This is a genomic window from Pseudomonas corrugata, from assembly GCF_050920615.1.
Classification (GTDB): Bacteria; Pseudomonadota; Gammaproteobacteria; order Pseudomonadales; family Pseudomonadaceae; genus Aquipseudomonas; species Aquipseudomonas corrugata.
In genome coordinates, this window is the sequence record NZ_CP130434.1 from 2,394,445 (window position 1) to 2,416,764 (window position 22,320).

The window sequence follows — 22,320 nt, forward strand, 5'->3', positions numbered from 1 at the left end:
ACGCTTGGTCAAGTTACCGAGCGAAGCCTGGCCGATGACTATATAATCCTCGCCTTTCGTGGAGAACAGACTTTTATGCCAACGTCCTTTCTAGAAATTGTCGAACTTCCTGATGGCCGTATCGAGCTGCGCAGGGCTGAGGACGAGGGTTCCCTGGTGACTCTGAGCTTCTCCGAAGATGCCAAGGCGTTCCTGCAAGGCCAACACGTCGAAGTCGCCAAGGCGATGCTGAGCGTGGGTGTCCAGATGGCAGGGCGCCTGGTTGAAGGCGAATTCAATAACAAGGAAGAAGAGGGACCGCGGGTTCTGCATTGATCCCGTTTGTCGGTTTCCTGGAAGTGGTGTTGCTGCCTGGCTTCTCTGTCCTGGAGAAGCCCCTGTGTTTGTCTTAGCCCAGTCGAATGTTCAGGCTCTGTGCGTCCCCGGTGCGAGCGGCGCTGATCAACTGTTGTCGAGCCGTTGAGCTCAACGGGTTGAGCCAGCTGACCACCGTATGACTGCGACCCAGGCGCAAGGCTTCGCAAGTCAGCTGTTGAGCGCTCTGGGTGCCCCGTGGTTGCAGCAGCAGGATTCGCTCGCGATTAAGACCTGCGTCCCGCAACCAGGCCTGGGTGACGCTGGCTGGAGGCGCGATCAGCGTCAACCAGCGGGCTTCCTGGTCCTGGCTCAGCTCCCGCAGAATCGGTGCCAGTAGATTCAGGCAGTTCCCGGCTGCACCACGCAGTGACAGTTCACTGAAGGCCTCGGGCTCTACGCCCCAGGGGGCCTCGATCACATCTTTCAGGACTGGAGCCAGTGGCTGGGCCATGAAGGCCTCGAACAACGGGAGTTGCGTATGCTGTTGTGTTTGAGGGAACTGCATAAAGCCTCCTTTAGCGGCGGATGACGCCGACACTCAAGCCTTCGATGACCAGATCCTGTTCTTGCAGGTCCACTTCGATGGGTGCGAACTCGGGGTTCTCGGCAATCAGCCAGACCTTGCTGCCATCGCGCTTGAAGCGCTTTACGGTGACTTCGTCACCGATACGCGCCACCACGATCTGGCCGTTGCGGGCTTCCCGAGTGGTGTGTACCGCCAGCAGGTCACCGTCGAAGATGCCGATGTCCTTCATGCTCATGCCGTGTACACGAAGAAGATAATCGGCCCGTGGATGGAAGAAGGCAGGGTTGATGTTGCAGGACTCCTCGACATGTTGCTGAGCGAGGATCGGAGCACCCGCCGCCACACGACCGATGATCGGCAGGGTGGTTTCGTCAGCCTTGGCTTCGAAGCCGGGAATGCGAATGCCTCGGGATGCACCCGGGGTCATTTCAATCGCACCCTTGCGGGCCAGTGCCTTGAGGTGTTCTTCAGCCGCATTGGGCGACTTGAAACCCAGTTCCTGAGCGATTTCCGCGCGGGTCGGCGGATAGCCGTTGTCCTCGAGGCAGCGCTTGATGAAGGCCAGAATCTCTGCTTGGCGTGGCGTCAGCTTTAGCATATTGATCGCTCTGTCTTTTTATACAGTGACTGGGATTATATACAGTGAGCGCCGCTTGGCAATCCTCCTTTTTTCGCGGGCCGCTGGACGGTCGGTCGGGTGGTTCAGCCTGCTGGGGCTACAGGCTGGCAAAGGTGTGGTTAAATAGCTGACCGGGCGTTCGCAAAACGTCCCGTCAGGCTTGACAACCCCAAGGTCGAAACGTATGTTTCAAACAAGTGTTTGTCAGGCGGAGTAACCATGGCCCAGTCGGAAACCGTTGAGCGCATTCTCGATGCTGCTGAACAGCTGTTCGCGGAGAAAGGTTTCGCCGAAACCTCGTTACGCCTGATCACCAGCAAGGCCGGGGTCAACCTGGCGGCGGTGAACTATCATTTCGGTTCGAAGAAGGCGTTGATCCAGGCGGTGTTCTCGCGATTCCTCGGGCCTTTCTGTCTCAGCCTCGACCGTGAACTGGAGCGGCGCCAGGCCAAGCCGGACGTCAAGCCTACTCTGGAAGAGCTGCTGGAAATGCTGGTCGAGCAAGCGCTCGCCGTGCAGCCGCGCAGCGGTAACGATCTGTCCATTTTCATGCGCTTGTTGGGCCTGGCGTTCAGCCAGAGCCAGGGGCACCTGCGGCGGTACCTGGAAGACATGTACGGCAAGGTGTTCCGCCGCTATATGCTCCTGGTCAACGAGGCTGCTCCCCGGATCCCACCGATCGAGCTGTTCTGGCGCGTGCATTTCATGCTCGGCGCCGCCGCGTTCAGTATGTCCGGCATCAAGGCCCTGAGGGCGATCGCCGAAACCGATTTTGGCGTGAATACTTCGATCGAGCAGGTAATGCGCTTGATGGTGCCTTTCCTGGCGGCCGGCATGCGCGCCGAAAGTGGCGTCACCGACGTCGCCATGGCGGCCGCCCAACTGCGTCCGCGCAATAAATCCACGCCGGCTCTCGCCAAGGCGTGAACGGGTGGGCGCGGCAGCTTACATCCGCTAAGCTAGCCGCCCATGCCGACTCTCGTTTCTAATCCGTTTCAAATGTCACCGCACGACCACGACTTGCCGGGCCTGGCGCCTGACGGTGCGGTCGTGTCTGTACTGCCGTGCGGGTTCATCGTTACTAAGGAAATGCTATGACTGCTGGCCTGCAAGGCTCGTTGATGGTGGACGTCGCCGGTACCTGGCTGACGGCCGAAGATCGTCACCTGTTGCGTCAGCCGGAAGTGGGTGGGCTGATCATCTTTGCCCGCAACATCGAGCACCCACGCCAGGTGCGGGAACTGAGCGCGTCGATCCGCGCCGTTCGTCCTGACCTCTTGCTGGCGGTCGATCAGGAAGGCGGGCGCGTTCAGCGTCTGCGCCAAGGGTTTGTGCGGTTGCCGGCGATGCGGGCGATTGCCGACAATCCGAATGCCGAATACCTGGCCGAGCAGTGCGGCTGGATCATGGCGACCGAAGTGCTGGCGGTGGGTCTCGACCTGAGTTTCGCCCCGGTGCTGGACCTCGACTATCAGCGCAGCGCGGTGGTTGGCAGCCGTGCCTTTGAAGGCGATCCGGAGCGCGTCGCGCAGTTGGCGGGGGCATTCATTCGCGGCATGCGAGCGGCCGGCATGGCCGCCACGGGCAAGCATTTCCCTGGTCATGGCTGGGCCGAGGCCGACTCCCACGTGGCGATTCCCAACGATGAACGCAGCCTCGAACAGATCCGCGCCAATGACCTGGTGCCCTTTGCCCGATTGAGCAAGCAACTGGCCGCAGTGATGCCGGCCCACGTGATCTACCCCCAGGTCGATGCCAACCCGGCAGGTTTTTCCCGGCGCTGGCTGCAGGACATCCTGCGTGGCGAACTGCAATTCGATGGCGTGATTTTCAGCGATGACCTGTCGATGGCCGGTGCTCATGTGGTCGGCGATGCCGCCAGTCGTATCGAGGCCGCGTTGTCGGCCGGTTGCGACATGGGCCTGGTGTGCAACGACCGCGCCGCTGCGGAGTTGGCCTTGAGTGCCGCCCAGCGCCTGAAGGTCAAGCCGTCGGCACGGATCGCACGCATGCGCGGCCAGGCCTTCGCCACCGCCGAATACCGCCAGGATCCACGCTGGCTGACGGCAATCGGCGCGCTGAAAGCCGCCCAATTGATTGATTAAGGACGTTTTGTCATGACCATTTACGCAATTATAGGCGGCACTGGCCTGACCCAGCTCGAAGGCCTGACCATCCGCCGGTCCCTGGCGGTAGAAACACCTTATGGTGCACCGTCGGCCGACGTTCAGATCGGCGACTACGCCGGGCGCGAAGTGTTGTTCCTGGCCCGTCATGGTCACCCTCATCGGTTGCCGCCCCATCAGGTGAACTATCGCGCCAATCTCTGGGCACTGAAGCAGGCTGGCGCCGAGGCGATCCTGGCGGTCAATGCCGTGGGCGGGATTCATGCGGCGATGGGTACCGGGCACTTCTGCGTGCCTCATCAATTGATCGACTACACCAGCGGTCGCCAGCACACCTATTTCGCCGATGATCTGGAAGCGGTCACCCACATTGATTTCAGCTACCCCTACAGCGAGTCGCTGCGCCAGAAACTGATCGCTGCCCTCGCCGCCGAAGGCTGTAGCTACAGCAGCCATGGTGTGTACGCCTGCACTCAGGGGCCACGACTGGAAACGGTGGCCGAAATCGCCCGTCTGGAGCGAGACGGTTGTGACATCGTCGGCATGACCGGCATGCCGGAGGCCGCCCTGGCCCGTGAATTGGAGCTGGACTATGCCTGCCTGGCCCTGGTGGTGAACCCGGCGGCGGGCAAGTCCGCGGCGGTGATCACCATGGCGGAGATCGAGCAGGCGCTGCATGACGGAATGGGGAAGGTGAAGTCGACCCTGGCGCGGGTGTTGATGTAACGCTATCGCGAGCAGGCTCGCTCCCACACTGAAACTGCGATGTACTCGCTATGGCTGCACGACGCGAAACCTGTGGGAGCGAGCCTGCTCGCGATGGCGCCAAATCATTCAACATCGCAGTAGCCTGAGACACCGCTATCGCGAGCAGGCTCGCTCCCACACTGGAACTGCGGTGTACTCACTATGGCTGCACGACGCGAAACCTGTGGGAGCGAGCCTGCTCGCGATGGCGCCAAATCATTCAACATCGCAGTAGCCTGAGACGCCGCTATCGCGAGCAGGCTCGCTCCCACACTGAAACTGCGATGTACTCGCTATGGCTGCACGACACGAAACCTGTGGGAGCGAGCCTGCTCGCGATGGCGACGGAACATCCAGTATCGTAGTTGCCTGGGGCACCGCTATCGCGAGCAAGCTCGGCTCCCACAGGTATCGGGCCGCCATATACGGGCCTCAGCGCTTCTCCAGCTTATCCGGCAAGGGCGCGAACAACGCCTCGATATCGTCGCTCTGCAGCTTCCAGTCTCCGGCCACACGGCCGTCGAGCACGCCAGCGGCGAGGTCGGATTTTTCCTTCTGCAGCAGCTGGATTTTTTCTTCCACGGTGCCCCGGGCAATCAGCTTGTAGACGAACACCGGCTTCTCCTGGCCGATGCGATAAGCCCGGTCGGTCGCCTGGTTTTCCGTTGCAGGGTTCCACCATGGGTCGTAGTGGATCACCGTATCGGCTTCGGTCAGGTTCAGGCCCACGCCACCAGCTTTCAGGCTGATCAGGAAAATCTGGCGCTTGCCACTCTGGAATTCCTTGACGGGTGTGCGTCGATCCCGGGTCTGGCCGGTCAGGATGGCGTAGTCCACACCGCGTTTTTTCAGCTCATCTTCGATGAGCGCCAACATCGACGTGAACTGGGAAAACAGCAGTACCCGACGTCCCTCTTCGAACAGCTCTCCCAGCATTTCCATCAGGCTGTCGAGCTTGCCCGAGGTGCTGCCTCGGGCAGGTGGGGCATCGCTGATCAGTCGCAGGTCGCAACACACCTGGCGCAGCTTGAGCAGCGCTTCGAGAATGATGATCTGGCTGCGGGCGACGCCCTTGCGGGTGATTTCGTCGCGCACCTTCTTGTCCATGGCCAGGCGCATGGTTTCGTAGACGTCCCGCTGGGCATCGCTGAGTTCGACCCAGTGGACGATCTCGGTCTTGGGTGGCAATTCCGTCGCGACCTGCTCCTTGGTCCTGCGCAACAGGAAAGGCTTTACCCGGCCATTGAGGTGCTGCAGCCTGATGTCGCTGCCGCGCTTTTCGATCGGCACGCGGTAATCGCGATTGAAGCTCTTCACGTCCCCGAGCCACCCGGGCAGCAGGAAGTGAAAAAGCGACCACAGCTCGCCCAGGTGATTTTCCAGCGGCGTACCGGAAAGGCACAGTCGCTGCCGGGCATCGAGCTCGCGGGCGGCCTGGGCGGCCTTGCTGGTGGGGTTCTTGATGTATTGGGCTTCATCGAGGATCAGCACATGCAATGGCTGCGCTTTCAGGCGTTCGACATCCTTGGGCAGCAATGCATAAGTGGTGAGCACCAGGTCGTAGTCGGCCAACCGTTCGAAGTGCTTCTTGCGCCCGGCGCCATATAAGGCCAGCACCTTCAGTTGCGGCGTGAAGTGGGCGGCCTCGTCGAGCCAGTTGGGAATCAGGCTGGTGGGCATCACCACCATGCAGGGACGGTCGAGGCGGCCGGCGTTTTTTTCGCTGAGAATGTGCGCCAGGGTCTGTAGGGTCTTGCCCAGGCCCATGTCGTCCGCGAGGATGCCGCCGACTTCCAGTTGTCGCAGCGACTGCATCCAGCTCAAGCCTTCGAGTTGATAAGGCCGCAGCGTCGCGTTCAGGCCTTCTGGCACGGTGGCTGTGTAGTCCTTGATGTCCCGCAGGCGTTGGGCCAGGCCACGAATGTGTTCGCCGCCTTCCCAGCGCAGTGGCATGTCTTGCAGGGGATTGAGGCGCAAGGCATCCGCGCTGTTCAGGCGCAGCTTGGTGGTGCCGGGCTCGTGCAGGTAAAACTCGCCGAGGGTTGCCAGCACCGGTTTCAGCCGGCCGTAGGGCAGGGCCACTTGTTGCGGGCCGAACTCCGAGTTCGGACGATTCGGCAAGTTGACCAGGATGAGTTCGTCATCGCGGCGCCTCGCCAGGCGTTCCGGGTTGAACAGTTCGATGTGCGAGCGCATCAGGTTCAACAGGATCGGCAGCAGGCTCAATCGCTCGCCATTGACGATGATCCCCAGTTCCAGATCGAACCAGTCCCGCTCCGGGGTTTCCTCGACGGTGGCGTACCAGTCGTCCACGGCGGTCAGGTCGAAGCCGAAATCTTCATCGATCTGCAGCTCCCAGCCCTGGCTGCGCAGTTTCGGCAGATCATTGAGCGTGAACGTTAGCCAGGCGCTGTCGTTGACCATCTCGTACAGTTCGCCGGCACTTTCCGGTAGGGCCTTGCTTTGCCGGGTCGCGATCTTGAAGCCGAGGATCCGTAGCTGCTCGCGGTAGGACTGCTCCACATCGGTGTGGCGTTTTATTCGCAGCGTCTGTGTTTCCTGGCGAATCAGCACGTCAGTATTGCGTTGGCCGCTGACGTACTCGTCCAGATAGCTGAACGACAGGGCCGCGCGGTGTTGGATGTAGCGCTGCATCTTGCCGTTACGCGGCTCGAAGGCGCTGAACTCTATGCTTGCCAGCCACAGGCGCGGCACCGGCTGAACATTGTCCACCAGCACCTGCGGCGGGGCCTTGGGGTTGCGATTGTCCAGCACCGCCTGGAGTTTCTCCAGCAACTGGGCGTCTTTTTCGGCAGCCGGATAGGCCAGGGTTTCCTGGACTTGCAGCAACACCGCCGCGCAGTGCTTGCAGTTGATGCGCACCGGACAGGAGCACGCGGCTTCGAGCAGAATCAGTGTGCCCTTGGCTGACTCTTTAAGGCGAATGGTCTGACGATAAACATTGCCGCCGGAGCCTTCGCAACTGGCGGTGATGGTGCTTTCTCCGGCCTCGACGATCCTGACGCGGTTCTCCAGTGCGTAGCGGCGTCCGCGCTCCAGGCTCTGCTCCTTGAATCGATTGACCCAGGAAGGTGCAAGGGGTTTGCTCAGGGGCGAGGGCATAGGCGCGCCGATCAGTCCGGAATGACGTCAGGTGCCTGCCGTGGAGCGGGCGCGGTCAGCGAGGTGATCTTGATCAGCAAGGCCAGTTGGCCATTGTCCAGATAGTTGAGCTGGCCGTTCTTGGTATGGCTTTTCTGCTGCAGGCGTTCGCTCGCGGTGACCAGGCCATTGGCATCGATCCGGTTGATCCAGAAATCGGCATCCACGTCGGTGAAGCGTCCCAGTTTCAGCTCCAGGGTGCCTTCAATGGGAAACTGACCGAACTGTTCGGTGCCGTCGCTGATGGCCACCTTGCTGCCCTGTTCCCCGAGGTTCTGCTGCCAGGCCTTGTGCATCAATATCGTGTATTGGCCGCTGGCGTTGAGCTTCTCCACGATGTTCCCCAGTGCAGGGGTGCGCTGGCTGTCGGCGGGCAGGTGTTGCGCGCCGGCGTCCCAGTCTTCCGGCGCGGCGCGGCTGATAATCACCGGTTCGGCATTCTGGCGTATCAGAATCATTTCTACCTGATACAGGTCGTCGGCAAACGCCAGGGGAGCGACCAGGGTCATCAGCAAGGTCAATGAGCGAAACAGGCGCATGGGGCGTCCTTCAAGCAGTGGTCTGGGTAAGGCGCTCGAACAGCGCTTCTACGGTGTTGAAACGTTCTTCCGGGCGCTCCATGGGCACCATGAATTTGAACATCGTGGCGCCTTCGAATTTGTAGCGCTTTGGCTGGCCCTGGATCAGTTTGATCAGTACCAGCGGATCGACCGGCGTCTGGGCTTCGAACTCGATCCGGCCACCGTTGGGGCCACCGTCGACCTTCTTGATGCCCAGCTGTTCGGCCTGGAGCTTGAGCAGCGTGGTTCGCACCAGGTTCTTGGTCGGTTCCGGCAGCAGGCCGAAGCGGTCGATCATCTCCACCTGCAAATCCTTGAGGTCCTCCTCGTTGGTGGCCGAGGCAATACGCTTGTAGAGGATCAGCCGTGCATGGACATCCGGCAGGTAATCCTCCGGGATCAGCGCCGGCACCCGCAGGTTGATTTCCGGCCCGCCCCCCAGGGGCTGGTCGAGATTCGGCTGCTCACCCTTGCGGATCGACTTGACCGCCCGTTCGAGCATTTCCATGTACAGGGTGAAGCCGACGGCCTGGATCTGGCCGCTCTGGCCGTCGCCCAGCAGTTCGCCGGCACCGCGGATTTCCAGGTCGTTGGTGGCGAGCACGAAACCGGCCCCCAGGTCCTGGGTATTGGCGATGGCCTCCAGGCGTTTTTCCGCGTCGGGGGTGATCTGCTGGCGCGGTGGCGTCAAAAGGTAGGCGTAGGCCTGGTGGTGACTGCGCCCGACCCGGCCGCGCAACTGGTGCAACTGGGCCAGGCCGAACTTGTCGGCCCGTTCGATGATGATGGTGTTGGCGCTCGGCACGTCGATGCCGGTCTCGATGATGGTCGAGGCGATCAGCACGTTGAAGCGCTTGTGGTAGAAGTCGCTCATCACCTGTTCGAGTTCGCGTTCGCGCATCTGTCCGTGGCCAATGCCGATCCGCGCCTCCGGTACCAGCTCAGCCAGGTCGGCGGCGCATTTCTCGATGGTCTTGACGTCGTTGTGCAGGTAATAGACCTGGCCGCCGCGCAGCAGCTCACGCAACAAGGCTTCCTTGACCGTGCTCTTGTTCTGTTCCATGACGAAGGTGCGCACCGACAGGCGACGGGCCGGCGGTGTGGCAATGATCGACAGGTCGCGCATGCCCGACACCGCCATGTTCAGCGTGCGCGGAATCGGCGTGGCGGTCAGGGTCAGGATGTCGACCTCGCTGCGCAGGGCCTTGAGTTGTTCTTTCTGGCGAACACCGAAGCGGTGTTCTTCGTCGATGATCACCAGCCCGAGGTTCTTGATCTTCACATCGTCCTGCAGCAGCTTGTGCGTGCCGATGACGATGTCGATCTTGCCCTCGGCCAGGTCGGCCACGGCGGCGTTCACTTCCTTGGCGGACTTGAAGCGGCTCATCACTTCCACGGTGACCGGCCAATCGGCGAAGCGGTCGCGGAAGCTGTTGTAGTGCTGTTGGGCGAGCAGGGTGGTCGGCACCAGAATCGCGACCTGCTTGCCGCTGTGCACGGCAATGAACGCGGCGCGCATCGCCACTTCGGTCTTGCCGAAACCGACATCGCCGCATACCAGCCGGTCCATTGGCTTGGGCGCGAGCATGTCGGCGCGCACGGCTTCGATGGTGGTCTGCTGGTCGACGGTTTCCTCGAACGGGAAACCGGCGCTGAAGGTTTCGTAGTCGGCTTTCGGGTCGGCGAAGGCATACCCTTCGCGTGCGGCGCGGCGGGCGTAGATGTCCAGCAGTTCGGCGGCCACGTCGCGCACCTGCTCGGCGGCCTTGCGCTTGGCCTTCTGCCAGGTTTCCGAGCCCAGGCGATGCAGCGGGGCCAGGGCATCGTCGCTGCCGGTATAGCGTGCGATCAGGTGCAGGTTCGCCACGGGCACGTAGAGTTTGGCGCCTTCGGCATATTCCAGTGTGAGGAACTCCGCCGCCTGGTTGTCGATCTCCAGTGTCGCCAGGCCCAGGTAGCGGCCCACGCCGTGGTCGATGTGTACCACCGGCGCGCCTTCGCGCAGCTCGGTGAGGTTCTTGATGACGGCGTCGTTGGCGGCATCGGCGCGTTTCTCACGACGTCGGCGTTGCATGACGCGCTGGCCGAACAACGGGCTTTCGGCCACCAGCGCCACCGCCGGATCGTCGAGGACCAGGCCCTCGTCCAGCGGTGCGATGGTGATTGCCAGTCGATCCTTGCTTGCGACGAAATCCGGCCAGCTCTCGACCGATTTTGGTCGCAACTTCAGCCGATCGAGCAATTCCAGTAGTACTTCGCGTCGCCCGGCGGATTCGGCGGTAAACAGCACGCGGCCGGGAAACTCGTCGAGAAAACCTGCCAGCGCCGCCAACGGCTGCGTGGCCTTGGCTTCGATCGCCAGGTCCGGCAGGGCCTTGGCGGGGAAGCGTTCACGGCCGACGCCGGTCTCCACGTCCTGCTGGCTCGCCACCACGCGCGGCCAGTTCTTGAGACGGGCGAAGCAGTCCTCTACCGGCAGGAACAACTCGGCGGGTGGCAATAAAGGCCGGGAGGGGTCGACGCGACGCTCTTCGTAGCGATTACGCACGTCGTTCCAGAAGTTTTCCGCAGCCTGTTCGATGCCTGGCAACGAGAACACCTGGGTGTCCTGGGGCAGGTAATCGAACAGGGTGGAGGTCTCTTCGAAGAACAGCGGCAGGTAATACTCGATGCCGGCAGGGGTGATCCCGCTGCTCAGGTCCTGGAAGATCGGGCAGCGCCGGAAATCCACGTCAAAGCGTTCGCGAAACCGCGCCTTGAAGCGGGTTACCGCGTCCTTCTGCAGCGGGAATTCCTTGGCGGGCAACAGGCGGACCGACTGAACCTTGTCGATGGAACGCTGGTTTTCCGGATCGAAGGTACGCAGGGTTTCGATTTCGTCATCGAACAGGTCGATGCGATAAGGCAGCTTGCTGCCCATCGGGAACAGGTCGATCAATGCGCCACGTACCGCGAACTCGCCGTGCTCGTACACGGTGTCGACGCAACGATAGCCGCTGGCCTCCAGGCGGGTGCGCATCTGCTCCACATCCAGCTTCTGGCCGATATCCAGCACCAGGCTGCTGCCGAGCAGGAACCGGGTCGGCGCCAGGCGATGTAGGGCAGTGGTGATCGGCACTACCAAAACGCCATGACTGAGCTCCGGCAACCGATAGAGGCTGGCGATTCGCTGGGAAATGATGTCCTGGTGCGGTGAGAACAGATCGTAGGGCAGGGTTTCCCAGTCCGGAAAATGCAGAACCGGCAGATCCGGGGCAAAGAAACCCAGCTCCTGCTCCAGCCGCTCGGCGCTCTGGCTGTCGGCGGTCAGCAGCAGGGTGAAGCGCTTTGCAGCGCTGGCAGCCTCGGCAATGGCCAGGCTCAGGGCGGCACCGGGCAGATTGCCCCAGTGCTGTTTACCTGCCGTGGCAGGGAGAAGCGGAAGACGCAGAACGGGCACGGAAGGTTGAGCTCCAAGCGTTGCGACAAAGTCGACAATTGTAGCGGGGTAAAGGGGCGGCTGTCAGTCGCAGACTACCCGGGCAGAGGGGAAAACCACGGCGCGACAGGCGCGCATTGCTCCGGCGTGGACTCGGCGGCATAATGTAGCCCCTTTTTTCAGCCCCTACATGTGGAAGGTTCCCGTGACTCAGAAGCCCGACCAGTGTCTTGGTGAATGGATTGATCGTGAAGCACTCGCTGAAGCGATGATCCCTCTCATCGGTCAGCTCTACCGCAATAACAACGTGGTGAGCTCGATCTATGGCCGCAGCCTGATCAACCAGTCTGTCATCGCGATTCTCAAGGCTCACCGCTTTGCTCGCCACCGTTCTTCCGACGACAGCGAACTCTCCGTCCACGAAACATTCCCTCTGCTCAAAGCCATGAGCGAGCTCAAGCTCGGCGCGGCTTCGGTGGACCTGGGCAAGTTGGCGTTCAAATTCCGCAACGAAGGCAATGGCCGTAGCGCCGAGCAGTTCGTGCGTGAAGAGATGGCTGATGTGGTTGGCCAGCAGAACGTTTCGGCTCGCAAAGGCACTGATGTGGTCCTGTACGGCTTCGGTCGTATCGGCCGTCTGCTGGCGCGCATCCTGATCGAGAAAACCGGTGGTGGCGACGGCCTGCGCCTGCGGGCCATCGTGGTGCGTAAGGGCGCCGAGAACGACCTGACCAAGCGTGCCAGCCTGCTGCGCCGTGACTCGGTCCATGGTTCGTTCAACGGCACCATCACCATCGACGAAGAAAACAACACCATCACCGCCAACGGTAACCTGATCCAGGTGATCTACGCGAAGAACCCGACCGAGGTGGACTACACCCAGTATGGGATCAAGGATGCGCTGCTGGTGGACAACACCGGTGTATGGCGTGACGCCGACGGCCTGGGCCAGCACCTGGCCTGCCCGGGCGTCGACCGCGTTGTCCTGACCGCGCCTGGCAAGGGCAAGCTGAAGAACATCGTTCACGGCATCAACCACGGCGACATCACCGCGGACGACAAGATCGTCTCCGCCGCCTCTTGCACCACCAACGCCATCGTGCCGGTGCTCAAGGCAGTGAACGACAAGTTCGGCATCGTCAACGGTCACGTCGAAACAGTTCACTCGTACACCAACGACCAGAACCTGATCGACAACTTCCACAAAGGCGATCGTCGTGGCCGCAGCGCCGCGCTGAACATGGTCATCACCGAGACCGGTGCCGCCACCGCCGCCGCCAAGGCCCTGCCTGAACTGGCCGGCAAGCTGACCGGCAATGCGATTCGTGTGCCGACGCCTAACGTGTCGATGGCCATTCTCAACCTGAACCTTGAGAAAGCCGCCACCCGCGAAGAGATGAACGAGTACCTGCGCTACATGGCGCTGCACTCCGATCTGCATAAGCAGATCGACTTCGTCAATTCCCAGGAAGTGGTGTCCACCGACTTCGTGGGCTCGCGCCACGCCGGTGTCGTGGATGCTGAAGCCACCATCAGCCAAGACAACCGCGTTGTTCTGTACGTCTGGTACGACAACGAGTTCGGTTACAGCTGCCAGGTGGTTCGCGTGATGGAAGACATGGCCGGTGTGAACCCACCTGCGTTCCCACGCTAAGCGCTAGCCGCCCATAAAAAACGCCCCGACTTGTCGGGGCGTTTTTTTGTCTGTTGTTTTATGGTGCCTGAACTGGCCTCTTCGTCGGATCGCCGCCCGGAGCAAGCCCGCTCCCACATTTTGACCGCGTACACTCTGTGGGAGCGGGCCTGCTCGCGATAGCGGTTGATCAGGCGCCGCTAACGGCTGAAGCCTGCGCAGTCCGCAGTTGATGACGATTGCCCTTGAACAGCACCAGGGTAGCAATCAGCCCCAGCACCGCCGCACCGCTGAGCCATATCCCCGGCGCAGCCTTGTTGCCCAGTACATGAATCAGATAAGTGCATGCCGCAGGTGTGAATCCGCCGAAGGTTGCGGTCGCCAGGCTGTAGGCCAGGGAGAATCCGGTAGTACGCACTTCCACCGGCATGATTTCCGTCAAGGCCACCACCATGGCGCCGTTGTAGGATCCATACAGGAACGACAACCACAGCTCGACGATCAGCAGATGGTTGAAGCTGGGGTTCGCCACCAGCCAGGACAGCGCCGGATAGGCCGTCAGGATTGCCAGGATGGTTGCGGCGAGCAGTAGGGGTTTGCGTCCGACCTTGTCGGAAAATGCCCCCATCACCGGCAGCCAGAAGAAATTCGACAGGCCAATGCACACCGTGACCAGCAACGCATCCAGATCCGACAGGTTCAACTCGGATTTACCGAAAGTCGGTGTATAGGCAGTGATCAGGTAGAACGACACCGTTGTCATCACCACTAGCGCCATGCCGGCCAAGACGATGCCAAAGTTCTGACCGATGGAGCGGATGATTTCCGGCAGGGTAGGGCGGTGCTTTCTCGCCTGGAATTCAGGTGTTTCTTCCAAGGAACGACGAATCACGAAGATCGCCGGTACGATCATGCAACCCACCAGGAACGGCACGCGCCAGCCCCATTCACCCATTTCCTGCGGGCTCAGCCAATGATTGAGGCCCACCCCCAGCAGCCCGGCGAACACCACGGCAGCCTGTTGGCTGGCGGATTGCCAACTGACAAAGAAGCCCTTGCGCCCGGGTGTGGAGATTTCCGCCAGGTACACCGACACTCCACCGAGCTCGACCCCCGCGGAGAAGCCTTGCAGCAACCGGCCCAGCAGCACCAGCAGCGGTGCCACCACACCCAGGGCGGCGTAGCCCGGTACGCAGGCGATCAGCAGGGTACCGGCGGCCATCATCGCCAAGGTGATGATCAGACCTTTGCGGCGACCATGGCGGTCGATGTAGGCACCGAGAAAGATCGCTCCCAGCGGGCGCATCAGGAACCCGGCCCCGAAGGTGGCCAGGGACAGCATCAGCGAGGCGAAAGCACTGCCGGTGGGGAAGAACGTCTTGGCGATGGCCGTGGCATAGAAGCCATAGACCATGAAGTCGAACATCTCCAGGAAGTTGCCGCTGACAACGCGAAAAATCGCCTTGCCGTTGCTCGTGTTGGAAGACATTTAATGTACTCGCTCTGGTAGAACTTTTTGGAAATGCAGTGCCTGCGGGAACGAGCCTGTGGGAGCAAGGCTTGCTCGCGATGAACGAAGGCACGGTCTTGCAGGTGGACCGAGTCGTTTGCGTCGCGAGCAAGCTTTGCTCCCACAGGTCTGCTCCCATAGATCTGGTCCCACAGGTTGTTGCATCTGGACTGGCGGACACTGAAGCCCATAATGGCCATCGCGGTTTTGAGGGGGGGTGAAGATTTGTTAATTGGACGATGGGGCGTGCTTGTGGTCCTGGCGGGCCTTATGTCTGGCTGCGGCAACGGCGATACCCTGGAGCATTTCGGCGGCCCGACCATGGGCAGTCACTATTCCATTCAGTACGTCAGGCATTCGGCCACGCCCGGCCCGAAAGCGGTGCGGGCAGAGGTGGAACAGATCCTTGCCGACGTGGATCGGCAGCTTTCCACCTATCGCAGCGATTCGGACATCGAACGTTTCAATGCGTTGCCGGCCAACAGCTGTCAGGTCATGCCTGATCCGGTGCTGGAATTGATTCGCGTGGGGGAACAGTTGTCCTCGCAAAGTGGCGGTGCTTTTGACCTGACGGTGGAACCGCTGCTGAACCTGTGGGGCTTCGGTCCCCAGTCCCGGGAAGAGAAGGTACCAGGCGTCGAAGCCCTGGCCCAGGTGCGTCAGCGTGTCGGCCATGGTCATTTGCGTATCGACGGCGACCGGCTGTGCAAGGACGCCGCGGTGGAAGTCGATTTCAACAGTATTGCCGCCGGTGATGCCGTCGACCGGATCGCCGCGAGGTTCCAGGCCTTGGGCATCGACAGTTACCTGGCCGAAGCCACCGGAGAACTCAAGGCGGCCGGGCGCAAACCTGATGGTTCAGCGTGGCGTGTCGCCCTGGAGGCGCCTCGGGATGACCAGCAGGTGGCCGAGCGCGTCATCGAAGTCGATGGCTACGGCGTTTCAACATCCGGCGACTACCGCCGATATTTCGAACAGGATGGCACGCGTTATTCCCACGCCTTCGACGCACGGACCGGTGCACCGGTCCTGCACAACCTGGCGTCAGTCACGGTAATTCATCCTTCGGCGATGATGGCCGATGGACTGTCGACGCTGTTGCTGATTCTCGGGCCTGAACAGGGGTGGGACTATGCCGAGAAACACGATATCGGCGTGTTTTTCGTGCTGCGGGACAAAGATCGTTTTGTCACCCGCAGCAATGAGACGTTTGAACGGATCAGCCGCGGGAAAACCCAATGAACACAACAATGTCGGGTAGTGATGACAGGCTGGTGAAAGCCTAGGTGTGGCGAAATAGCGCAGGCAAAACTAGCCTACGACGCGACCAAGGGGTAATGTGCGCGGCGTTGACGCTTCGATAGACTGCGGCCGGGCGCGTGAGCCGGCCCAAAATTGTTCCTTCATGCCGCAACCCGGCGTGATTTAGCCGTCGGTGCCATATCGGGTGCCGCGGCCTGTTCTGAGGAGTACGCATGGCTGTCTACAACTACGACGTGGTGGTACTGGGTTCCGGCCCGGCGGGAGAAGGCGCGGCAATGAACGCCGCCAAGGCAGGACGCAAGGTGGCGATGGTCGACAGTCGTCGCCAGGTCGGCGGCAACTGCACCCACTTGGGTACCATTCCGTCGAAAGCCTTGCGTCACTCGGTCCGGCAGATCATGCAGTTCAACACCAACCCGATGTTCCGGGCCATCGGCGAGCCGCGCTGGTTCTCCTTCCCCGACGTGCTCAAGAGCGCCGAGAAGGTGATCTCCAAGCAGGTGGCCTCGCGCACCGGTTACTATGCCCGCAACCGTGTCGACGTATTCTTCGGGACCGGCAGCTTTGCCGACGAGCAGACCGTGGAAGTGGTTTGCGGCAATGGCGTGGTGGAAAAACTGGTGGCCAAGCACATCATCATCGCCACCGGCTCGCGCCCTTATCGTCCTGCCGACATCGATTTCAGCCACGCGCGTATCTACGATAGCGACACCATCCTCAGCCTGGGGCACACCCCGCGTAAGCTCATTGTCTATGGCGCCGGGGTGATCGGTTGCGAATACGCATCGATCTTCAGTGGTCTGGGTGTGCTGGTGGAACTGGTGGATAACCGTGGCCAGTTGCTGAGCTTCCTGGACTCGGAAATCTCCCAGGCCTTGAGCTATCACTTCAGCAACAACAACATCACGGTGCGCCACAACGAAGATTATGACCGCGTCGAAGGCGTGGATAACGGCGTGATCCTGCACCTCAAGTCCGGCAAGAAGATCAAGGCCGACGCCTTGCTCTGGTGCAACGGTCGTACTGGCAACACCGATGCCCTGGGCCTGGAAAACATCGGCGTGAAGGTCAACAGCCGCGGCCAGATCGAAGTCGACGAGAACTACCGCACCTGTGTGCCGAACATCTACGGTGCAGGTGACGTGATCGGCTGGCCGAGCCTGGCCAGTGCCGCCCACGACCAGGGTCGTTCGGCCGCCGGCAGTATCGTCGACAACGGTAGCTGGCGCTTTGTCAACGACGTGCCGACCGGTATCTATACCATTCCGGAGATCAGCTCGATCGGCAAGAACGAGCAGGAACTGACCCAGGCCAAAGTGCCTTATGAGGTGGGCAAGGCCTTCTTCAAGGGCATGGCGCGGGCGCAGATCGCCGGCGAGCCGCAAGGCATGTTGAAAATCCTGTTCCACCGCGAGACGCTGGAAGTCCTCGGTGTGCACTGCTTCGGTTACCAGGCGTCGGAGATCGTCCACATCGGCCAGGCGATCATGAATCAACCGGGTGAGCTGAACACGCTGAAGTACTTCGTCAACACCACGTTCAACTACCCGACCATGGCCGAAGCCTATCGGGTAGCGGCCTATGATGGGCTCAACCGGCTTTTTTGAGCGGCTCCGGCCGGTGGCCTGAGCCGGCCGGGGAGACCGATTTCAGCCATTCTCGAGCGTGGCGGTGGCCAAACCGGGAAAGTCTGTAATCAGGCTGTCAGCGCCAAAGTCGGCGAGTCTGCGCATCAGCGCAGGCTCGTTGACGGTCCACACCGACACATGCAGCCCCTGGCGCTGCGCCTTGATCAGGCGCTCGGGCGTGCATAAGGTCCAGTTCAACGCCAGAATCTCACAGCCGTAACTCTGGGCGACCTTCAGCGGGTCGAGCCAGGCGTACTCGGCTACCAACCCGCGGGAGATGTCCGGCGTCAACTCCAGGGCGGCCTTGAGCACTTCCCGGGAACTGGAGGTGATGGTGACCCTGTCCAGCAGGCCGAAGCGCTGGGCCATCTCGCGGATTCCCAGCACAGTGGCCGCTGCCCGGGTGCGTGAAGCGCTCTTGACCTCCAGTTGCCAATGCTCGAAATCACACTTCTCGAATAACTCTTCCAGGCGGGGGATCGGGCATGGCGTGATCCAGCCCGGTCCACCCTTGCGCGCATCGTAGGTCACCAGTTCGGCGGCGGAGTGCTCCACCACCTTGCCCCGGCGATCGGTCGTGCGCTTGAGGGTAGGGTCATGGATCACCATCAACTCGCCGTCCATGGACAGGTGCAGGTCCAGCTCGCAACGGCGCACACCGTGCTTGAGACATTCCTGAAAACCGGTCAGGGTGTTTTCCGGTGCTTCGCCCTTGGCGCCGCGGTGGCCATAAATGAGGGTCACGGTTCTTCCTTATTGATACCTGATTCGTTCAGTTCCCGCGCCAGGCGGCGTTCTTGCGCCTGTTTCTGCAGGATGTAGCGGGCCAGCAGTTGGCGCTGGGCGTCGGTCGGGCGTTCGAACTCGGTGCCCACGTCGTAGCCGTCGCCCTTGGGGTCGCAATGGGTGACCCGCGCTCGCAGCAACAGCCCCAGGGCCTGGGGCATGAGCACCAGTTTGATCGACAGGTGCGCGCCGATGGCGATGGGGGTTGCATACTGGAAGTCGATGCCGCCTTCGGAAATGATCACCGGCTGCGGTTCGCCGATTTCGCCGAGCACGGTCAGGGCAATGACCTGACTGAGCAGATCGATACGTCTGTTCATGACCTTGAGATAGGCCGCGATGCTGCGCTCGCGCTCGCTGATCTGGCGCAGCAGGTGCTGTGACTCGAACTCGCTCAGGTGCAATTCGCTGAGCAAGTTGAACAATGGAGAGGGATCCTGCAACACTTCCTGGTCAGCAGCTTCAGGAATGGAGAGGGGCCGAATTTCCAGTGCGATCATGTCCTCGATACGGTAGTATTCGCGGCGATCTTCTTCATCTAATGTCGACATGGCGAACCCATGGTAGCGGCGGTGGTCTGAGTGTAAAGCTGGTTTGAGACCCCCGCCACAAGGACGTTCCTTTTCCCTCCGAACAAGCCCCGACATGTTCAGACCTCTCTTCGTATTCATCGGCACGCGTTATACCCGTGCAAAACGTCGCAATCATTTCGTATCGTTCATTTCCCTGACATCCATCATCGGGCTGGCCCTTGGCGTGGTCGTGATGATTGTCGTGTTGTCGGTGATGAACGGCTTCGACCATGAGATGCGTACCCGCGTGCTGGGCATGGTGCCCCACGCCACCGTCGAATCCGGCGAAGCTATAAGCGACTGGCAGAGCCTGGCCGCCAAGGCCAAGCAGAACCCGCAGGTGCTGGCCGTTGCGCCTTTCACCCAGATGCAGGGGCTGCTGACCCACGACGGCAAGGTGTCCAAGGTCCTGCTCAACGGCATCGACCCCGGACTCGAGCGACAGGTGTCGATCATCGATAACTTCATGCAGCAGGGGCGGCTCGACGACCTGGCGCCGGGCAGTTTCGGCATCGTGATCGGCGACAAGGCCGCGACCAAACTGGGCGTGGCCATCGGTGACAAGCTGACCTTCGTCGCGCCGGAAGTCACCGTAACGCCGGGCGGTGTGTTCCCGCGCATGAAGCGCTTTACCGTGGTCGGCATTTTCCATGTCGGCGCCGGGGAGCTGGACGGTTACCTGGGCGTCACCAACCTCCAGGACCTGGCGCGCCTGCATCGCTGGAAACCGGACCAGGTCCAGGGGCTGCGGCTGAAATTCGATGACCTGTTCCAGGCACCACGTGCCGCGTGGGCCATCGCCCAGCAGCTCGGCGAAGACCGTTACTACGCCCGGGACTGGACCCGCACCCACGGCAACCTGTACCAGGCGATCCGCATGGAAAAAGCCATGATCGGCCTACTGTTGCTGCTGATCGTCGCTGTCGCTGCGTTCAACATCATTTCCACGCTGGTGATGGTGGTGAATGACAAGAAGGGGGATATCGCCATTCTGCGGACCCTGGGCGCCACGCCGGGACAGATCATGCGCATCTTCATGGTCCAGGGCACCGTCATCGGTGTGATCGGGACCCTGGTTGGCGCCCTGGTCGGAATGTTCGCCGCGCTGAACGTCAGTGCCGCGATTGCCGCCCTGGAAGGTCTGATCGGGCACAAGTTTCTCAACGCCGACGTGTATTTCATCGACTACCTGCCATCGCAACTGCAGGCCGACGATGTGTTGATGGTCTGCGGCGCCGCGTTGATCCTGAGTTTCCTCGCCACCCTGTATCCAGCCTGGCGTGCTGCGCGCACCCAGCCTGCGGAGGCGTTACGTTATGAGTGAGTCGGGCATGAGTGAAAAAGCGATCTTGAGCTGCCGCAACCTGGGCAAATCCTACGAGGAAGGCCCGGAGTCGGTAGTGGTGTTGTCGGACCTGCAGCTGGAACTGCATCCGGGTGAGCGGGTGGCGATTGTCGGTACCTCCGGGTCGGGCAAAAGTACCTTGCTCAACCTGCTGGGCGGTCTCGATACACCGACCGCCGGCAGTGTCTGGCTGGCTGGAGAAGAACTCTCGGCGCTGAACGAGAAAGGCCGTGGCCTGTTGCGCAACCGCTCCCTGGGCTTCGTCTACCAGTTCCACCATTTGCTGCCCGAGTTCACTGCCCTGGAAAACGTCTGCATGCCGCTGTTGATCGGTCGCACCGCGATTCCAGAGGCCCGCCAGCGCGCTACCGCGTTGCTGGAGCGGGTAGGGCTGGGCCATCGCCTGGAGCACAAGCCGGCGGAACTGTCCGGTGGCGAGCGCCAGCGCGTGGCGATCGCCCGGGCCCTGGTCAACAAGCCTGGCCTGGTGATGCTCGACGAGCCGACCGGCAACCTCGATTCCCACACCGCCCAGGGTATCCAGGACCTGATGCTGGAGCTCAGCACCTCGATGCGTACCGCGTTCCTGGTGGTGACCCACGACATGAACCTGGCCCGGCAGATGGACCGCGTCCTGCATTTGCAGGAAGGTTGCCTGACGCCTATCTGACCGCCCGCAACCCGGCGTCGGTAACACGCGCCGGGTCTTCAATTTTCTACGGTGCTCCGCGAATGTTCAGACCGTTATCGATCTTCATCGGCACGCGCTATACCCGCGCAAAGCGTCGCAATCGCTTTGTTTCGTTCATATCCATGACCTCGATGATCGGCCTCGCCCTGGGTGTGCTGGCGATGATCGTGGTGCTGTCGGTGATGAACGGCTTCCAGCGTGAGATGAGCTCGCGCATCCTCGGCATGGTGCCCCATGCCACGATTGTCGGGGTCAAGCCGATCGATGACTGGCAGCCAGTGGCCGCCGCCGCGCTGAAAAATCCCGAGGTGACCGCCGCCGTGCCGTTCACCGAGATGGAAGGCATGTTGAGCTATAAGGGCTCGATGCAGCCGATCCAGATCAGCGGCGTCGACCCGGCCCAGGAAGGCAAGGTGTCCATCGTCGCCCAGCATATCGTCCAGGGTCGTCTCGATGCCTTGAAACCGGGTGAGTTTGGCGTGGTGATCGGTGAAATCACCGCCCGGCGCTTCCGCCTGAACGTCGGCGACAAGCTGACCCTGATCGTGCCGGAAGTCAGCACCGCGCCGGGCGGTATCACGCCGCGGATGCAGCGACTGAATGTGGTCGGCGTGTTCAAGGTAGGCGCCGAGCTGGATGGCTCCATGGCCCTGATCCATCTGGCCGACGCTGCACAGATGCAGCACTGGCAGCCGAACCAGGTGCAGAGCGTGCGCCTGGCGGTGAAGGACCTCTACGCCGCGCCAAAGGTGTCCGGTGATATCGCCACGAGCCTGGGTACGGACTACAGGGCCGACGACTGGACCCACACCCAGGGCAGCCTGTTCAGTGCCATGAAAATGGAAAAGACCATGATCGGCCTGCTGTTGCTGATGATCGTCGCCGTGGCAGCGTTCAACATCATCGCTACGCTGATCATGGTGGTGAACGACAAGGGGGCGGACATCGCGATCCTCCGTACCATCGGTGCCACGCCGCGGCAGATCATGGCGATCTTCATGGTCCAGGGCACGGTGATCGGTATCGTCGGCACGGCGATCGGCGGTGTGCTAGGGGTGATTGCGGCGCTGAATGTCAGTGAGCTGGTGGGGTGGCTGGAGCGAGTCACCGGTCAGCATATCTTCAGTTCCGATGTGTACTTCGTCAGCAACCTGCCGTCTGAGCTTCAGCGTGGCGACGTGGTGTTGATCTGTGCCGCAGGCTTCATCCTGAGCTTCCTGGCCACCGTCTACCCGGCGTGGCGCGCGGCCAAGATCGAGCCGGCGCAGGCATTGCGATACTCGTAAGCCCCGCAGTCCCCTGTGGCGAGGGAATAAATCCCCGCTGGGCTGCGAAGCAGCCCAAAAAGCTCCCATTCAATCTGGCAGATCGGGTTGG

At 61.5% G+C, this 22,320-nt stretch carries 18 protein-coding genes; 10 read left to right on the top strand and 8 right to left on the bottom strand.

Annotation, left to right across the window (positions count from 1 at the left end):
• Nucleotides 1-75 precede the first annotated feature (75 nt).
• Nucleotides 76-315 carry a hypothetical protein gene (locus QZH45_RS10940; protein WP_024777916.1) on the top strand — a complete coding sequence of 80 codons (240 nt, stop codon included), beginning with the start codon at nucleotides 76-78 and terminating at the stop codon, nucleotides 313-315.
• Between the two features lie 73 nt (nucleotides 316-388).
• Here QZH45_RS10940 and sulA read toward each other — a convergent pair whose 3' ends face one another.
• The gene (gene sulA / locus QZH45_RS10945; protein WP_024777917.1) at nucleotides 389-862 is read right to left on the bottom strand and encodes an SOS-induced cell division inhibitor SulA; all 474 of its coding nucleotides are present in this window, start codon (nucleotides 860-862) and stop codon (nucleotides 389-391) included.
• A gap of 10 nt (nucleotides 863-872) precedes the next feature.
• Nucleotides 873-1,481, bottom strand: a complete 609-nt coding sequence (gene lexA / locus QZH45_RS10950; protein WP_024777918.1) for a transcriptional repressor LexA — start codon at nucleotides 1,479-1,481, stop codon at nucleotides 873-875.
• A gap of 240 nt (nucleotides 1,482-1,721) precedes the next feature.
• Between lexA and QZH45_RS10955 the strand changes: the two genes are divergently transcribed.
• The 3 genes from QZH45_RS10955 (at nucleotide 1,722) to QZH45_RS10965 (ending at nucleotide 4,354) form a co-directional block, all read left to right on the top strand.
• Nucleotides 1,722-2,429, top strand: a complete 708-nt coding sequence (locus tag QZH45_RS10955; protein ID WP_024777919.1) for a TetR/AcrR family transcriptional regulator — start codon at nucleotides 1,722-1,724, stop codon at nucleotides 2,427-2,429.
• A gap of 179 nt (nucleotides 2,430-2,608) precedes the next feature.
• Nucleotides 2,609-3,607, top strand: coding sequence for a beta-N-acetylhexosaminidase (gene nagZ / locus QZH45_RS10960; RefSeq protein WP_174549830.1), 999 nt, complete (start codon nucleotides 2,609-2,611; stop codon nucleotides 3,605-3,607).
• Nucleotides 3,608-3,619: 12 nt separating this feature from the next.
• Nucleotides 3,620-4,354, top strand: a complete 735-nt coding sequence (locus QZH45_RS10965; RefSeq protein WP_053193455.1) for an S-methyl-5'-thioinosine phosphorylase — start codon at nucleotides 3,620-3,622, stop codon at nucleotides 4,352-4,354.
• A 453-nt stretch (nucleotides 4,355-4,807) separates the two neighbouring features.
• On the opposite strand, the gene QZH45_RS10970 is transcribed toward QZH45_RS10965, so the two are convergent.
• Genes QZH45_RS10970 through mfd form a run of 3 tightly spaced genes read right to left on the bottom strand, consistent with a single transcriptional unit; the run spans nucleotide 4,808 to nucleotide 11,536 of the window.
• Complete coding sequence (locus tag QZH45_RS10970) at nucleotides 4,808-7,498, bottom strand: DEAD/DEAH box helicase (protein WP_055135069.1); 2,691 nt, start codon at nucleotides 7,496-7,498, stop codon at nucleotides 4,808-4,810.
• Between the two features lie 11 nt (nucleotides 7,499-7,509).
• Nucleotides 7,510-8,076: a CsiV family protein gene (locus tag QZH45_RS10975; RefSeq protein ID WP_053193449.1), complete on the bottom strand. Its 567-nt coding sequence runs from the start codon at nucleotides 8,074-8,076 to the stop codon at nucleotides 7,510-7,512.
• Nucleotides 8,077-8,086: 10 nt separating this feature from the next.
• Nucleotides 8,087-11,536 carry a transcription-repair coupling factor gene (mfd, locus tag QZH45_RS10980; RefSeq protein WP_024778201.1) on the bottom strand — a complete coding sequence of 1,150 codons (3,450 nt, stop codon included), beginning with the start codon at nucleotides 11,534-11,536 and terminating at the stop codon, nucleotides 8,087-8,089.
• Nucleotides 11,537-11,705: 169 nt separating this feature from the next.
• On the opposite strand from mfd, the gene QZH45_RS10985 reads away from it, so the two are divergent.
• Nucleotides 11,706-13,169, top strand: a complete 1,464-nt coding sequence (locus QZH45_RS10985; RefSeq protein ID WP_041020650.1) for a glyceraldehyde-3-phosphate dehydrogenase — start codon at nucleotides 11,706-11,708, stop codon at nucleotides 13,167-13,169.
• A gap of 169 nt (nucleotides 13,170-13,338) precedes the next feature.
• On the opposite strand, the gene QZH45_RS10990 is transcribed toward QZH45_RS10985, so the two are convergent.
• Entirely contained in the window at nucleotides 13,339-14,637 is a 1,299-nt protein-coding gene (locus QZH45_RS10990; RefSeq protein WP_024778203.1) for an MFS transporter, read from the bottom strand.
• 213 nt (nucleotides 14,638-14,850) lie between these two features.
• Between QZH45_RS10990 and QZH45_RS10995 the strand changes: the two genes are divergently transcribed.
• Both QZH45_RS10995 and sthA read left to right on the top strand, forming a co-directional pair.
• The gene (locus tag QZH45_RS10995; RefSeq protein WP_053193446.1) at nucleotides 14,851-15,900 is read left to right on the top strand and encodes an FAD:protein FMN transferase; all 1,050 of its coding nucleotides are present in this window, start codon (nucleotides 14,851-14,853) and stop codon (nucleotides 15,898-15,900) included.
• A gap of 233 nt (nucleotides 15,901-16,133) precedes the next feature.
• A complete protein-coding gene (gene sthA, locus QZH45_RS11000; RefSeq protein WP_024778205.1) occupies nucleotides 16,134-17,528 on the top strand; it encodes a Si-specific NAD(P)(+) transhydrogenase in 1,395 nt (464 codons plus the stop codon).
• A 42-nt stretch (nucleotides 17,529-17,570) separates the two neighbouring features.
• Here sthA and QZH45_RS11005 read toward each other — a convergent pair whose 3' ends face one another.
• Together QZH45_RS11005 and QZH45_RS11010 are read right to left on the bottom strand one after the other, a co-directional pair.
• Complete coding sequence (locus tag QZH45_RS11005; RefSeq protein ID WP_024778206.1) at nucleotides 17,571-18,293, bottom strand: glycerophosphodiester phosphodiesterase; 723 nt, start codon at nucleotides 18,291-18,293, stop codon at nucleotides 17,571-17,573.
• Nucleotides 18,290-18,886 (bottom strand): PilZ domain-containing protein, encoded by a 597-nt coding sequence (locus QZH45_RS11010; protein ID WP_024778207.1) that lies wholly within the window; start codon nucleotides 18,884-18,886, stop codon nucleotides 18,290-18,292. Before QZH45_RS11010 ends, QZH45_RS11005 begins: the two co-directional genes overlap by 4 nt.
• A gap of 94 nt (nucleotides 18,887-18,980) precedes the next feature.
• On the opposite strand from QZH45_RS11010, the gene QZH45_RS11015 reads away from it, so the two are divergent.
• The 3 genes from QZH45_RS11015 (at nucleotide 18,981) to QZH45_RS11025 (ending at nucleotide 22,229) form a co-directional block, all read left to right on the top strand.
• The gene (locus QZH45_RS11015; protein WP_053193443.1) at nucleotides 18,981-20,231 is read left to right on the top strand and encodes a lipoprotein-releasing ABC transporter permease subunit; all 1,251 of its coding nucleotides are present in this window, start codon (nucleotides 18,981-18,983) and stop codon (nucleotides 20,229-20,231) included.
• A 7-nt stretch (nucleotides 20,232-20,238) separates the two neighbouring features.
• Nucleotides 20,239-20,922, top strand: coding sequence for a lipoprotein-releasing ABC transporter ATP-binding protein LolD (lolD, locus tag QZH45_RS11020; RefSeq protein WP_167355730.1), 684 nt, complete (start codon nucleotides 20,239-20,241; stop codon nucleotides 20,920-20,922).
• Between the two features lie 62 nt (nucleotides 20,923-20,984).
• The gene (locus QZH45_RS11025; RefSeq protein ID WP_024778210.1) at nucleotides 20,985-22,229 is read left to right on the top strand and encodes a lipoprotein-releasing ABC transporter permease subunit; all 1,245 of its coding nucleotides are present in this window, start codon (nucleotides 20,985-20,987) and stop codon (nucleotides 22,227-22,229) included.
• The last annotated feature ends 91 nt before the right edge of the window (nucleotides 22,230-22,320 follow it).

What these genes read in the sequence shown, in the direction of transcription:
- QZH45_RS10940 (WP_024777916.1), top strand. Translation starts at nt 76, where the DNA reads ATGCCAACGTCCTTTCTAGAAATTGTCGAACTTCCTGATGGCCGTATC.
- sulA (WP_024777917.1), bottom strand. Translation starts at nt 862, where the DNA reads ATGCAGTTCCCTCAAACACAACAGCATACGCAACTCCCGTTGTTCGAG.
- lexA (WP_024777918.1), bottom strand. Translation starts at nt 1,481, where the DNA reads ATGCTAAAGCTGACGCCACGCCAAGCAGAGATTCTGGCCTTCATCAAG.
- QZH45_RS10955 (WP_024777919.1), top strand. Translation starts at nt 1,722, where the DNA reads ATGGCCCAGTCGGAAACCGTTGAGCGCATTCTCGATGCTGCTGAACAG.
- QZH45_RS10965 (WP_053193455.1), top strand. Translation starts at nt 3,620, where the DNA reads ATGACCATTTACGCAATTATAGGCGGCACTGGCCTGACCCAGCTCGAA.
- QZH45_RS10970 (WP_055135069.1), bottom strand. Translation starts at nt 7,498, where the DNA reads ATGCCCTCGCCCCTGAGCAAACCCCTTGCACCTTCCTGGGTCAATCGA.
- QZH45_RS10975 (WP_053193449.1), bottom strand. Translation starts at nt 8,076, where the DNA reads ATGCGCCTGTTTCGCTCATTGACCTTGCTGATGACCCTGGTCGCTCCC.
- QZH45_RS10985 (WP_041020650.1), top strand. Translation starts at nt 11,706, where the DNA reads ATGTGGAAGGTTCCCGTGACTCAGAAGCCCGACCAGTGTCTTGGTGAA.
- QZH45_RS10990 (WP_024778203.1), bottom strand. Translation starts at nt 14,637, where the DNA reads ATGTCTTCCAACACGAGCAACGGCAAGGCGATTTTTCGCGTTGTCAGC.
- QZH45_RS10995 (WP_053193446.1), top strand. Translation starts at nt 14,851, where the DNA reads ATGGCCATCGCGGTTTTGAGGGGGGGTGAAGATTTGTTAATTGGACGA.
- sthA (WP_024778205.1), top strand. Translation starts at nt 16,134, where the DNA reads ATGGCTGTCTACAACTACGACGTGGTGGTACTGGGTTCCGGCCCGGCG.
- QZH45_RS11010 (WP_024778207.1), bottom strand. Translation starts at nt 18,886, where the DNA reads ATGTCGACATTAGATGAAGAAGATCGCCGCGAATACTACCGTATCGAG.
- QZH45_RS11015 (WP_053193443.1), top strand. Translation starts at nt 18,981, where the DNA reads ATGTTCAGACCTCTCTTCGTATTCATCGGCACGCGTTATACCCGTGCA.
- lolD (WP_167355730.1), top strand. Translation starts at nt 20,239, where the DNA reads ATGAGTGAAAAAGCGATCTTGAGCTGCCGCAACCTGGGCAAATCCTAC.
- QZH45_RS11025 (WP_024778210.1), top strand. Translation starts at nt 20,985, where the DNA reads ATGTTCAGACCGTTATCGATCTTCATCGGCACGCGCTATACCCGCGCA.